The following is a 12,480-nucleotide window of genomic DNA, read 5'->3' on the forward strand; positions in this document are numbered from 1 at the left end:
TCAACGATTATCAGGCTGAGCGCGAACATTGTTCAGCCCCGTAGTGTTAATGCGGTAGGGCTGACCGTTAACGGATTTGATCAGCTTTTTGGTTTTGAGCTTTTTGAAAACGGCGAGCGTGCAGTCAGCCAGCAGTAGCCCTTCGCGGCTATAGCATTCAACGGCGGTGACGCGGCCAGAGTTATCGCGGACGTGCACAATACGGCCACCTTTGGCGAGAACGTGTAAGGTACGTTGTTCCTGACGGGATAAATTCATACTGGAAAACCTGTTTAATCATCATGTGCAAAACGTGCAAACACACAGCGGTGTCCGCATACGATTTCGGCGCATTGATAATCAGTCCGGCCTGGAAAGGTCGGGAAGCTGATTATCGGATGATTACATTCTCCAGCATCAAAGCCTCGGTTTGAGTTGATAGGTATTTACGGGGTGAATGATAACACTTGGTTATTGTCAGTGAATACCCAGGGGTGAAAAATGTGATCCCGGTTGGTATCGGGCTGAGGAGAGGGGATCATTCCTGGCCGCTCTTAATTTTGCTGTCGACCTGAGGCTGTGGTTTGCTGAAAAGATATCCCTGCACAAGCTCGCAACCCAGAGCCTGAAGCCGCTCAAGCTGCTCTTCGGTCTCAACGCCCTCGGCAATGACGCCCATATTAAGGCTTTTAGCCATACCGGTAATCAGCTTCACAATATTAAGCGCATCTTCCTGCGTAGATATCGGATTGACAAAAGATTTATCGATCTTGATTTTATCAAAATTCAGTTCGCTGAGTCTGGAGAGCGACGAATAACCCGTGCCAAAATCATCAATAGAAATTCTTACGCCCAGTGAGCGTAGTTTTTTGAGGATCGCAATGGGGTTATTTCTGTCACTGAAGAGGGAAGACTCTGTGACCTCTAACTCAAGACGGTTAGCCGGGAGCCCGGTCTCAGCCAGAACGGACTGCACCGTATTAATAAATGATTTGCTGCCCAATTGAACAGGTGAGACGTTGACGGAGATCCTGGCCGGAACAGCCCAGGAGACCGCCTCCCTACACGCCAGTTTAAGTACAGTTTTACCTATCTCGTTGATCATGCCTGTTTTTTCAGCGGCGAAAATAAAGCTATCCGGGGAGAGCATCCCCTTGACGGGGTGCATCCAGCGAATAAGCGCTTCATAGCCGTAAATTTCCTTGCTGACGGAATTCACAATAGGCTGGTAATAAACAATAAACTCATCATTCTCTATTGCTCTTGCCATATCATTTTCAAGGGTTCTGCTTTCCTGCAACTTCTGTAGCATTCGCTGGCGGAAGACTTTGATTTGCTGAGAACCTTCTTTCTTGGCTTCATAGAGCGCCAGATCGGCAAATTTATAAAGGTAATCTGAACGTCGTTCGTTATCCGATAAAACAATACCCACACAGGTGGCTATTTTGATGAGTTGATTATTAATTGTATAGGGCTTGCTGATGCTATCACTGATTTCTCGCGCGCGTGAAACAGCTGCGGCTTCGGTTAAGCCACTGGAGAGAAACGCAAATTCGTCGCCGCCCAAACGATAAAATGTCTCTGAAAAGCGGCTCAAAGCGTTAAGGCGCGTGGATACCTCACGTAACAGTAAATCGCCAGCATCATGACCGTAGGTATCATTCACCTCTTTGAACCGGTCTAAATCGAATAACATCACCGTGACCGAAATATGTTTTTCCTCAGCCTGTAGATTAAGTTTATTGAGATCATCCCAGAAGAAAAGACGGTTTTTCATGCCGGTAAGGGAGTCATGATAAACATCGTATTCCAGTTTTGTATTCTGGATTTGCAGGGTTTCTTTGGACAGCTGAAGTTCTTCAGCCAACGTTTTAACCTGTGTATGTGCTTTGAGGATGTTTTTATTTTGATAGATAATCAAAAAGCCCAGTATGAAGCTTAAAATAACCAGTAACAGCGAAAGTGCTGAATAAATATAATACAGAACCTGTATTTTTAGGTTAGTTTCATTGATTGTATTAACATCTTTTGTTAAAGCCGTTGATGAAAGCTGGCTTAGCGGTGCATCCAGTGAATGCATATTTTTCAGATAGAGCTTTAACTCTGAACGGCTCATTTTCTCAAGATGACCATCCAGATAGTTCAGTATATTTTCCAGGCGTAAGGCGAGCACCTGATGCGCTTTCGCGCTGTTTATATAACGACCCAGGCCGCCCTCTTTCAATAAATCATTCTGGCTCAGCATGATTTCCAGGCGCATGCGAACCTGGTCTACCGTAACGTCATCAGTCTCGGTTGCGTACAGTCCAATCCATGATTCAAATCGGTAATATTCAGATACCAGTTGGGCTACAGACCAGGACTCAGTGTAGTGAGTCAATTTTTGCAACTCCTGCTGACGGTCGTAGACAAGAAAGGCTATATATCCCGTAGTGATAAAAAGAGAAAAAATGATTCCAACCAGTATCCTGTTCATTATGTTCTCCTGAACTACTATTCAATCTTCATTTTGCTGACCTGCCAGGCCGATCGCGAGTAATAAATCTGATTATTGAGTTCAGGAAGACTGTCATAAGGGTAGACGATGAATGACGGACCTTTATCGCGGATGCGCATATATTCGCCATTGACCTTTAAAGCCAGGATGGCGTTGTATTTCTGGAAGTCGCTGAGAGGGATGACGGTAGTATAATCATTGAGTGCAACCACATTCAGAACAGAACCCTTAGCACCCACATACTCCATGAGTTTGCGCATCGGGATACCCTCAAACTTCGTGCGGCCATTATACCAGGGAGAGGTCGTCTGGAAACTCACCATCCCCAGTTTTTCCAGGCTGGCAATATCAAAAACGGCTTTTCCATTTTCGTTCGTATTTTCTATATTACCGGTAATTGTTAAGATGGGTTTGCCCACAGGCTTTGGCAGTTCGCCAGCCCAGCTTAAACTTTGTACCAAAAAGCAGCACAGCATTAGGATTATTCGCATATTGGCCTCCTCTTTTTAACAGAAGTATAAGAATTATAAGTTAATTATCCTATAAGTTTGTCTATTTTGTTGAACGCCACGGCTTTTTGCAAACGATACTTCATTAAATGTATTAAAATCAAATGGATAATCGTTGTTTGCCCCGTGATTGCAGACCTCTGGCTGGAGCTTACGTTTTTTAAAACATTAAAACTCAGTGTAATTAGCCACCCGGGTTTAAAAAATGATCGCTTTGATTTATTGATATATTTACGCACCCCCATTTTTTATCAATGGTGGCATCGTTAAGATGAATTTATTTGTACAAAGAATGATAACGCACCCTCAATGTGAGGGAATAAGAGAGTGCGCGTACCTCTGACGTCATTTGCACTGAGTTTCGGTTAACCCGTCTCCAGCATACTGAAACTGACGATCCGCGAGCGCCCCAGCTCTTTCGCCCGGTAAAGCGCCACGTCTGCCGCGCGCAGCAGGTCGTCGCTTTGGGCGTGCTGCGGGTAACTGGCGATCCCGATCGACACATCCACTGGGCCAATCTCAGCAAGCCCATAGCGCAGCGACAGCGTATGGACGCCGTTATAAATCTCAGTTGCGCAGGCGTGAGCCGCTTCCTCATCCGCACCCGTTAGCAGCACCAGAAACTCTTCGCCACCAAAGCGGAAGGCCAGGCCGGCATCGTGCACGGCACGCTGAACAATTGTCGCCACGCTCTTTATCACATGATCGCCAGCCTCATGGCCGAAGCGATCGTTAATGCTTTTAAAGTGATCGATGTCGATCATCATGCAGCTCACCGGCTCATCATTGCGCATTGCCTGAGCTATCTGAGTGCGCAGGGTATCTTCCAGGTGGTGGCGGTTACGCAAGCCGGTGAGCGGGTCGAATAGCGCTTTTTCCAGCAGGGCATCGCGCAGACGCTGGTTGGCCAGCGCCAGACCCAGGGCTTCCGCCATTAATTCGAGATATGCGCGGGACGGCGCTGTTTCAGGCGTGATGTTCTGAAACGACAGCAAACCAATGGCTTCCCCCTGCGCAATGAGCGGCACGCACAGTGAGCTGTCTTTTTGTGATTCAGGCAGATGCTGGCAACCGATATCCGGCTCGCCGTTGACCGGTGGGTGGCTCTGACCACGGCGTATGGCCCAGCATTGATCGGGGTGGAAAGCATTTTTTTCTCCCTGTGGAGATAACCATTCCGCCGCACAGCGCATCTCCCACGGGTTTCGATCCATGATATACAGACGTCCGGCGATACCCGGCGCAATGTTGGGAGCAAACAGCTCTGCCACCTCAATCACGTCGCTGACGTTCTCGCACCCCTGCAAGCGCTGGGTCATTCGTGCGAGCAGCTCGCGGATGGCCCAGTCTGCGTCGCGTTCTTTTTCAAGCCGCTGCCTTGCCAGCCCGTTCTCGCGGAAAATGCGAATGGCCTGCGCCATATCGCCTATCTCATCGACCTGGTTGAAATTGGGCGTTTCGACGGCGTAATCCTGTGAGGCCAGGCGGTGAACCACATCGCTGAGGCGCACCACCGGGCGCAGCACGCGGTGCTTGAGAATAAAGCCCATCACGAATAAGAAGAGCAGGGCGGTCAGGCCGACCATCACCTCTGAGGCGGTACGCAGCGTTTTCGACGTGTTGGTCGCCGCCTGGACATCGGCAATAATGCGCTTATCCAGCAGCATACGAAAATGGTCAATCTTGCTCTGGGCGCGTTCCGTTTCAAGTTCGTAGATTTTGCCGAAGAGTAACGCAATGGCCTGTTGTTCCTCACCCCGGGCGACGCTGGCAATTGCTGCCTGCTGTTCATCCTGTAGGCCATCAACAATCTTCAGCCCTTCATACAGCAGCGCCAGCTCTTCGCCCGTTGCGCCCGTATCTTTTAACTGTCCCACTTTGTGTTCAATATTCTTCAGTTCACCTTCTTTCGCCTGGTACGCTTTCAGCACATCGGGCTCTTTTTTGATGGCGTAAAGGCGCGCTAAATCGGAGAGCATCCAGGTTTCTGCTTCAATCTCTTCCGTAAGCTGGTCAAAAATTTGTCGTTGCTTAACAGCCTGACGCTCTACGTTGTCGGCATGGGAAGCCATCAGCATGACGATACCGGAGGCAATGGTCAGGCACACCGTGACACCATAGGCCCAGTTTGTGATCGTGGCGATTCGCACCTGTTGGATCCTTCTACGACAAATGTGGAAGAGCGTTCATTTCAGATTATAGAAAACCCCTGATTTATCGCGAAAAAAAAGGCGGCACAGGGCCGCCTGACAAAACGCGTTTCGTTAGAGATCCGGAGGGTTTTTTCCCTCTTCGATAAAGTCTGCGTCCAGCTCCTCGGCGTTGCCTGCGTGGTCGCGGCCGGAGAAGAGGTTCCAGCAGGCGATAAACAGGGCGGCAATCAGCGGCCCAATCACAAAACCATTAATGCCGTACAGCTCCATACCGCCGAGCGTGGTGATCAGTATCAGGTAGTCCGGCATTTTGGTGTCTTTGCCCACCAGCAGCGGACGTAAAAGGTTGTCCACCAGCCCGACGATAATGACAAAAAAGCCCACAATGAACAGACCCTGCCACAGCTGGTGAGTGGCAAACAGGAAGATCGCGGCGGGAACCCAGACGATAGCCGAGCCGACGGCGGGCACCAGGGAGAGGAACGCCATCAGCGCTCCCCACAGTACGCTACCGTCAATACCGACGATGGCAAAGGCGATACCGCCAAGCGTACCCTGAACCACTGCCACGACCGCCGTACCTTTTACCGTGGCTCGCGAGACGCCGACAAACTTAGCGAACAGGTGCTGTTTGGCAAAGTCAGACAGCGGCAGCGAGTCGAGGATCTGGCGCACCAGATAGGGCCCGTCTTTGAGCAGGAAAAACAGCAGGTACAGCATAATGCCGAAGCTAATAGCAAAGCCGAACGTCCCTTTACCAATCAGGAACGCGCTTCCCGCCAGATACTGTCCACCCTGTAACGCGACATCGGAAAGCTTTTTCTGAATCTGCGCGGCGTTGGTCAGGTTGTGATCCGCCAGGAAGCCGCTGGCCCAGTCCGGCAGTCGGTTGAAAATACCGGCGATGACTTCCGGGAACTGCGTGTTGTTCTGTTGCAGCTTGGTGTAAACCATGTTCAGTTCCACCGCGAGCGAGGAAAGGATCACCATCAACGGAATAAACACGATCAGGCAGATAATGCCGAGTGTAAGGAGGGAAGCCAGCCCGTTGCGATCGCCCAGCGCGGTACGCAATTTGTTTTTCACCGGGTTGAAAATGATGGTCAGGATCGCGGCCCACAGAATCGCCGAGAAATAGGGTGACAGCACGTCAAAGAAAGCCCAGGTAACAAGGGCCAGGATGAGAATAAAGAAACCTTTGGTCAGTCCGTTAAATCGCATAGTGAGTCCTGGTGAAGAAGAAACTGTGTCGACTATAGAACTGATTTAAAGATTTACCAATAATTGCGCCGAAGTCGTGCCGGGTGGCCTTTTGTTAACAATCGCGGTATAACACCCTTCTTTGGATGTTTAGATGTCCATACGTTTAGAAGGTAATATGCAAACAGAACAACAAAACGGGCAGCTTAAGCGCACCATGAAAACCCGTCACCTGATTATGCTCTCGCTGGGGGGCGTTATCGGCACAGGGTTATTCTTCAATACCGGATACATCATTTCGACAACCGGCGCGGCGGGCACGCTGCTGGCGTATCTTATTGGTGCGCTGGTGGTCTGGCTGGTTATGCAATGCCTGGGGGAACTTTCCGTGGCGATGCCGGAAACCGGCGCGTTCCACGTCTACGCCGCTCGTTATCTCGGCCCGGCGACAGGGTATACCGTGGCTTGGCTCTACTGGCTTACGTGGACAGTGGCGCTGGGATCGAGCTTTACCGCAGCCGGGTTCTGTATGCAGTACTGGTTCCCGCAGGTTCCCGTCTGGACGTGGTGCGTCGTCTTTTGCGTGGTGATTTTTGCTCTTAACGTCATTTCCACGCGCTTCTTCGCCGAAGGGGAATTCTGGTTCTCGCTGGTGAAAGTCATCACCATCATCGCCTTCATTATTCTCGGCGGGGCGGCGATCTTCGGTTTTATCCCGATGCAGGACGGTTCACCGGCGCCGGGCTTAAGCAACATTACTGCCGAAGGCTGGTTCCCGCACGGCGGTCTGCCGATCCTGATGACCATGGTGGCGGTCAACTTTGCCTTCTCCGGAACGGAGCTTATCGGCATCGCGGCAGGAGAAACGGAAAACCCACACAAGGTTATTCCGGTTGCTATTCGCACCACCATCGCCCGGCTCATCATCTTCTTTATTGGCACCGTGTTTGTGCTGGCGGCGCTGATCCCGATGCAGCAGGCTGGCGTGGAGAAAAGCCCGTTCGTGGTGGTGTTTGAAAAGGTCGGCATTCCGTATGCGGCGGATATCTTTAACTTCGTGATCCTGACGGCGATCCTCTCGGCGGCGAACTCGGGCCTGTATGCCTCTGGCCGTATGCTGTGGTCTCTGTCTAACGAGAAAACGCTGCCACGCTGCTTTGCCCGCGTCAACAAAAACGGCGTGCCGCTGACGGCGCTCTCCGTTTCCATGCTGGGTGGCGTGCTGGCGCTGTTCTCCAGCGTGGTCGCGCCGGATACGGTGTTTGTGGCCCTGTCAGCCATTTCCGGTTTTGCGGTGGTGGCGGTGTGGATCAGCATCTGCGCGTCACACTTCGTGTTTCGTCGCCGTCACGTGCAGTCCGGGCAGCCACTTTCGGCGTTGCAGTATCGCGCGCCATGGTATCCGCTGGTGCCCGTGCTTGGCTTTATCCTCTGTCTGGTGGCCTGCGTCGGCCTGTGGTTTGACCCCAGCCAGCGTATTGCCCTTTATTGCGGGCTTCCGTTTGTCGCCCTGTGTTATGGTGCGTACTACCTGACCCGAAACCTGACCACGCAGGAGCCTGAACATGTCGCAGAATAATCCGCTTACCGCCCTCCTTGAAAACCAGCCGTTTGTCGTGCTGGATGGGGCGATGGCAACGGAGCTGGAAGCGCGCGGTTGTAACCTTGCCGACAGCCTCTGGTCGGCCAAAGTGCTGATGGAAAACCCGGAGCTGATCCGGGACGTGCACCTCGACTATTACCGCGCGGGGGCACAGGTGGCGATCACCGCCAGCTATCAGGCCACGCCTGCGGGCTTTGCCGCACGCGGGCTCGACGAGGCGCAATCCCGGGCGTTGATTGGCAAAAGCGTAGAGCTGGCACGCAAAGCGCGGGAAGCGTACCTGGCAGAGAATGCGCAGGCGGGCACGCTGCTGGTGGCGGGGTCGGTAGGGCCGTACGGCGCGTACCTTGCCGATGGATCTGAATATCGCGGCGATTATGTGCGTCGCGCTGAAGAGTTCACCGCGTTCCACCGTCCCCGCGTGGAGGCGCTGCTGGATGCGGGCGCGGATCTGCTGGCCTGTGAAACGCTGCCTTCGTTCCCGGAGATTAAGGCGCTGGCGGCGTTGCTGACGGCGTATCCTCGCGCCCGGGCATGGTTCTCATTTACCCTGCGTGACAGCGAGCATCTGAGTGACGGGACGCCGCTGCGGGATGTCGTTTCTGCGCTCGAAAGCTACCCACAGGTTGTCGCGCTGGGGATCAACTGTATCGCGCTGGAAAACACCACCGCGGCGCTGACGCATCTGCACAGCCTGACGTCGCTGCCGCTGGTGGTCTATCCGAACTCTGGCGAGCATTATGATGCGGTGAGCAAAACCTGGCATCACCACGGTGAAGCCTGCGAGACGCTGGCGGGGTATTTACCGCAGTGGCTGGATGCCGGTGCGAAGCTGATTGGCGGCTGCTGTCGTACCACGCCGCAGGATATTGCTGCGCTGACGGTTCAGCGCTGAGGTCTTTGCCGGGTGGCGGCTGCGCCTTACCCGGCCTACAAATTTGCACGAACCGTAGGCCGGGTAAGGCGCAGCCGCCACCCGGCGAAACAACCGCACAAAATTCACTATCCTTTCCCGCTTTTTTTCTAAAAACGAATCGTCATTAGCGATTCTTTTTTATTCCTTTATCAAAATTCTCGCGCCGGAAATACTGCCCCCATAACAACAAGGGGGAGCAGACATTATGGCAATTTCATCGCGGATCACACTTCTCGGCGCACTGGCGCTGTGGGCATTTCAGGCGCAGGCGGTGGACGTCACCGTCGCGTATCAGACTTCCGCTGAGCCGGCGAAAGTCGCGCAGGCGGACAACACCTTCGCCAAAGCGAGCGGGGCGAACGTCGACTGGCGCAAGTTCGACAGCGGCGCGGCGATTGTGCGGGCGTTAGCCTCGGGCGACGTGCAGATTGGCAACCTGGGCTCCAGCCCGCTGGCGGTGGCCGCCAGCCAGCAGGTGCCGATTGAAGTCTTCCTGCTGGCGTCGCAGCTCGGAAATTCCGAAGCGCTGGTGGTGAAGAAAAGCATCACGAAACCCGAAGATTTGATCGGCAAACGCATCGCGGTGCCGTTTATCTCCACCACGCATTACAGCCTGCTGGCAGCGCTGAAACACTGGGGCATTAAGCCGGGCCAGGTGCAGATCATCAACCTGCAACCTCCGGCGATTATTGCCGCCTGGCAGCGTGGCGACATCGACGGAGCATACGTCTGGGCGCCCGCCGTCAACGAGCTGGAAAAAGAGGGCACCGTGCTGACCGACTCCGAAAAAGTGGGGCAGTGGGGCGCGCCAACCCTTGACGTCTGGGTCGTACGGAAGGACTTTGCCGAGAAACACCCTGAAGTGGTGAAAGCCTTCGCCAAAAGCGCCATCGACGCACAGCAGCCATACATCAGCAACCCGGATGAATGGCTGAAACATCCCGCCAACCTGGAGAAGCTCTCACGTCTGAGCGGCGTGCCGGAAGCTGACGTGCCGGGGCTGGTAAAAGGCAACACCTATCTGACGCCTGCGCAGCAGATCCAGCAGTTGAACGGGCCGGTGAGCAAAGCGATTGTCGACACTGCCACGTTCCTGAAAGAGCAGGGCAAAGTGCCTGCGGTGGCGGCGGATTACAGCCAGTTCGTGACCGATCGCTTTGTGAAATAAGGGGCTGCAATGCTGAACATTACAAACCTGTCTGCCGATTACGGCGGCAAACCCGCCCTGGAAGAGATCAACCTGACGCTGGACAGAGGTGAACTGCTGGTGGTGCTGGGGCCGTCCGGCTGCGGGAAAACGACGCTGCTGAACCTGATCGCCGGGTTTGTACCGTATCAGCACGGCACGATCCAGCTGGAAGGGAAACGGGTTACGGGGCCAGGCGCAGAGCGCGGCGTGGTCTTCCAGAATGAAGGATTACTCCCGTGGCGAAACGTTCAGGAAAACGTTGCGTTTGGTCTGCAACTGGCCGGTGTAGCGCGTGAACAGCGCCTGAGTACGGCGCGCGATATGCTGAAAAAGGTCGGGCTGGAGGGGGCTGAAAAACGCTTTATCTGGCAGCTTTCAGGCGGGCAGCGTCAGCGCGTCGGGATCGCCCGTGCGCTGGCGGCTAACCCACAGCTGCTGTTGCTGGACGAACCTTTCGGGGCGCTGGATGCCTTCACCCGCGAGCAGATGCAAACCCTGCTGCTGCGCCTGTGGCACGAAACCGGCAAGCAGGTGCTGTTAATCACCCACGATATCGAAGAGGCCGTGTTTATGGCGACGGAGCTGGTGCTGCTCTCACCGGGGCCGGGACGCGTGCTGGAGCGCCTGCCGCTTGAGTTTGCCCGCCGCTATGTGGCGGGAGAGCCGGTACGCAGCATCAAATCCGATCCGCTGTTTATTGAACAGCGTGAATACGTCTTAAGCCGCGTGTTTGAGCAACGGGAGGCGTTCTCATGAGCATTGTTTTCAGTGAAAAAACGCGGCGGACGCGCCTTGCCTTACGCTGGCCGTTCTCTCGCCAGCTCACCTTAAGCCTCAGCACGCTGGTGGTGCTGCTGGCGGTATGGTGGGCGGTTGCCGCGCAGCAGTGGGTCAGCCCGCTGTTTCTGCCCCCGCCAGGCCAGGTTCTGGAAAAACTGATTACTATCGCCGGGCCGCAGGGCTTTATGGATGCCACGCTCTGGCAGCATTTAGGCGCCAGTCTGATGCGTATTCTGGTGGCGCTGCTGGCGGCGGTCATTATTGGCGTTCCGGTGGGGATCGCGATGGGACTGAGCCCGACGGTACGCGGCATTCTCGACCCGCTGATAGAGCTTTACCGTCCCGTCCCGCCGCTGGCTTACCTGCCCCTGATGGTGATCTGGTTTGGCATCGGCGAGACGTCAAAGATCTTACTGATATACCTGGCGATATTTGCGCCGGTAGCCATGTCGGCCCTGGCTGGCGTAAAAAGTGCGCAGCAGGTACGCATACGTGCGGCGCAGTCGCTCGGCGCCAGCCGCGCGCAGATACTGCTGTTCGTCATTTTACCAGGCGCGCTGCCGGAGATACTGACCGGGCTGCGCATCGGCCTTGGGGTGGGCTGGTCTACGCTGGTGGCGGCAGAGCTGATAGCCGCCACGCGCGGCCTTGGGTTTATGGTGCAGTCGGCGGGAGAGTTCCTGGCGACTGACGTGGTACTGGCAGGGATCGCGGTGATCGCCGCGATTGCCTTTGGATTAGAACTGGGACTGCGCGCGCTACAGCGTCGCCTGACGCCCTGGCATGGAGAAATACAATGAGTGAACGACTGACCATTACCCCGCTGGGGCCATATATTGGCGCGCAGGTGTCGGGCCTGGACGTAACCCGTCCGCTGAGCGATAACCAGTTTGAGCAGCTGTACCACGCGGTGCTGCGTCATCAGGTGGTATTCCTGCGTGAACAGGCCATTACCCCGCAGCAGCAGCGCGCGCTGGCCCTGCGTTTTGGCGACCTGCATATCCACCCGGTCTACCCGCATGCGGAAGGGGTGGAGGAAATTATCGTGCTGGACACCCATAACGATAACCCGCCCGATAATGACAACTGGCACACGGACGTTACCTTTATCGACACACCGCCAGCCGGGGCGATTCTGGCAGCAAAACAGCTGCCGGAAACGGGTGGGGATACGCTGTGGGCCAGCGGGATTGCCGCGTTTGAGGCGCTCTCCGCGCCGCTCCAGACTCTGCTGAGCGGCCTGCGGGCGGAGCATGACTTCAAAAAATCGTTCCCGGAGTACAAGTACCGCAAAAGCGAAGAGGAGCACCAGCGCTGGCTGGATGCGGTCGCAAAACATCCCCCGCTGCTGCACCCGGTGGTGCGTACCCATCCGGTGACGGGCAAACAGGCGCTGTTTGTGAATGAAGGGTTTACCACGCGTATCGTGGACGTAGCGGAAAAAGAGAGTGAGGCGCTGCTCGGCTTCCTGTTCGCGCACATCACCAAACCGGAGTTCCAGGTGCGCTGGCGCTGGCAGGAGAACGATCTGGCGATCTGGGATAACCGCGTCACGCAGCATTACGCCAATGCGGATTACCTGCCGCAGCGAAGGATTATGCAGCGGGCGACTATCCTGGGGGATAAGCCGTTTTACCGTGCGCCTTGATTGCCG

The 12,480-nt window shown here is 54.8% G+C and carries 11 protein-coding genes; 6 read left to right on the forward strand and 5 right to left on the reverse strand.

Features of this window, described 5'->3' with window-relative positions; translation table 11 throughout:
• From KTH07_RS02195 to KTH07_RS02215, 5 genes are all read right to left on the reverse strand, one after another.
• Entirely contained in the window at positions 1-258 is a 258-nt protein-coding gene (locus KTH07_RS02195; protein WP_017694448.1) for a YjhX family toxin, read from the reverse strand.
• A 259-nt stretch (positions 259-517) separates the two neighbouring features.
• Entirely contained in the window at positions 518-2,455 is a 1,938-nt protein-coding gene (locus KTH07_RS02200; RefSeq protein WP_017383137.1) for a bifunctional diguanylate cyclase/phosphodiesterase, read from the reverse strand.
• Between the two features lie 17 nt (positions 2,456-2,472).
• Complete coding sequence (locus KTH07_RS02205; protein ID WP_023303170.1) at positions 2,473-2,967, reverse strand: molybdopterin-dependent oxidoreductase; 495 nt, start codon at positions 2,965-2,967, stop codon at positions 2,473-2,475.
• A gap of 383 nt (positions 2,968-3,350) precedes the next feature.
• A complete protein-coding gene (locus tag KTH07_RS02210; RefSeq protein ID WP_017383138.1) occupies positions 3,351-5,135 on the reverse strand; it encodes a diguanylate cyclase in 1,785 nt (594 codons plus the stop codon).
• A gap of 114 nt (positions 5,136-5,249) precedes the next feature.
• Positions 5,250-6,359 (reverse strand): AI-2E family transporter, encoded by a 1,110-nt coding sequence (locus KTH07_RS02215; protein ID WP_017383139.1) that lies wholly within the window; start codon positions 6,357-6,359, stop codon positions 5,250-5,252.
• 157 nt (positions 6,360-6,516) lie between these two features.
• Here KTH07_RS02215 and mmuP point away from each other — a divergent pair, with 157 nt between their 5' ends.
• The 6 genes from mmuP to tauD all read left to right on the forward strand — a co-directional run bounded on the left by mmuP (position 6,517) and on the right by tauD (position 12,474).
• On the forward strand, positions 6,517-7,917 hold the full coding sequence (gene mmuP / locus KTH07_RS02220) for an S-methylmethionine permease (protein ID WP_023303171.1): 1,401 nt from the start codon (positions 6,517-6,519) through the stop codon (positions 7,915-7,917).
• A complete protein-coding gene (gene mmuM / locus KTH07_RS02225) occupies positions 7,904-8,836 on the forward strand; it encodes a homocysteine S-methyltransferase (protein WP_023303172.1) in 933 nt (310 codons plus the stop codon). Before mmuP ends, mmuM begins: the two co-directional genes overlap by 14 nt.
• A 226-nt stretch (positions 8,837-9,062) precedes the next feature.
• Positions 9,063-10,025 carry a taurine ABC transporter substrate-binding protein gene (gene tauA, locus KTH07_RS02230; protein ID WP_023303173.1) on the forward strand — a complete coding sequence of 321 codons (963 nt, stop codon included), beginning with the start codon at positions 9,063-9,065 and terminating at the stop codon, positions 10,023-10,025.
• A 9-nt stretch (positions 10,026-10,034) separates the two neighbouring features.
• Complete coding sequence (gene tauB / locus KTH07_RS02235) at positions 10,035-10,802, forward strand: taurine ABC transporter ATP-binding subunit (RefSeq protein WP_023303174.1); 768 nt, start codon at positions 10,035-10,037, stop codon at positions 10,800-10,802.
• Positions 10,799-11,626: a taurine ABC transporter permease TauC gene (gene tauC / locus KTH07_RS02240; RefSeq protein ID WP_017383144.1), complete on the forward strand. Its 828-nt coding sequence runs from the start codon at positions 10,799-10,801 to the stop codon at positions 11,624-11,626. The genes tauB and tauC overlap by 4 nt, the downstream gene beginning before the upstream one ends.
• A complete protein-coding gene (tauD, locus tag KTH07_RS02245; RefSeq protein WP_017694443.1) occupies positions 11,623-12,474 on the forward strand; it encodes a taurine dioxygenase in 852 nt (283 codons plus the stop codon). Before tauC ends, tauD begins: the two co-directional genes overlap by 4 nt.
• Positions 12,475-12,480: the final 6 nt, after the last annotated feature.

The organism is Enterobacter cloacae complex sp. ECL72 (assembly GCF_019056635.1).
Lineage (GTDB): Bacteria > Pseudomonadota > Gammaproteobacteria > Enterobacterales > Enterobacteriaceae > Enterobacter > Enterobacter hormaechei_C.

Coding starts and splice junctions, on each gene's coding strand:
- KTH07_RS02195 (WP_017694448.1), bottom strand. CDS start 258: ATGAATTTATCCCGTCAGGAACAACGTACCTTACACGTTCTCGCCAAA.
- KTH07_RS02200 (WP_017383137.1), bottom strand. CDS start 2,455: ATGAACAGGATACTGGTTGGAATCATTTTTTCTCTTTTTATCACTACG.
- KTH07_RS02205 (WP_023303170.1), bottom strand. CDS start 2,967: ATGCGAATAATCCTAATGCTGTGCTGCTTTTTGGTACAAAGTTTAAGC.
- KTH07_RS02215 (WP_017383139.1), bottom strand. CDS start 6,359: ATGCGATTTAACGGACTGACCAAAGGTTTCTTTATTCTCATCCTGGCC.
- mmuP (WP_023303171.1), top strand. CDS start 6,517: ATGCAAACAGAACAACAAAACGGGCAGCTTAAGCGCACCATGAAAACC.
- mmuM (WP_023303172.1), top strand. CDS start 7,904: ATGTCGCAGAATAATCCGCTTACCGCCCTCCTTGAAAACCAGCCGTTT.
- tauA (WP_023303173.1), top strand. CDS start 9,063: ATGGCAATTTCATCGCGGATCACACTTCTCGGCGCACTGGCGCTGTGG.
- tauB (WP_023303174.1), top strand. CDS start 10,035: ATGCTGAACATTACAAACCTGTCTGCCGATTACGGCGGCAAACCCGCC.
- tauC (WP_017383144.1), top strand. CDS start 10,799: ATGAGCATTGTTTTCAGTGAAAAAACGCGGCGGACGCGCCTTGCCTTA.
- tauD (WP_017694443.1), top strand. CDS start 11,623: ATGAGTGAACGACTGACCATTACCCCGCTGGGGCCATATATTGGCGCG.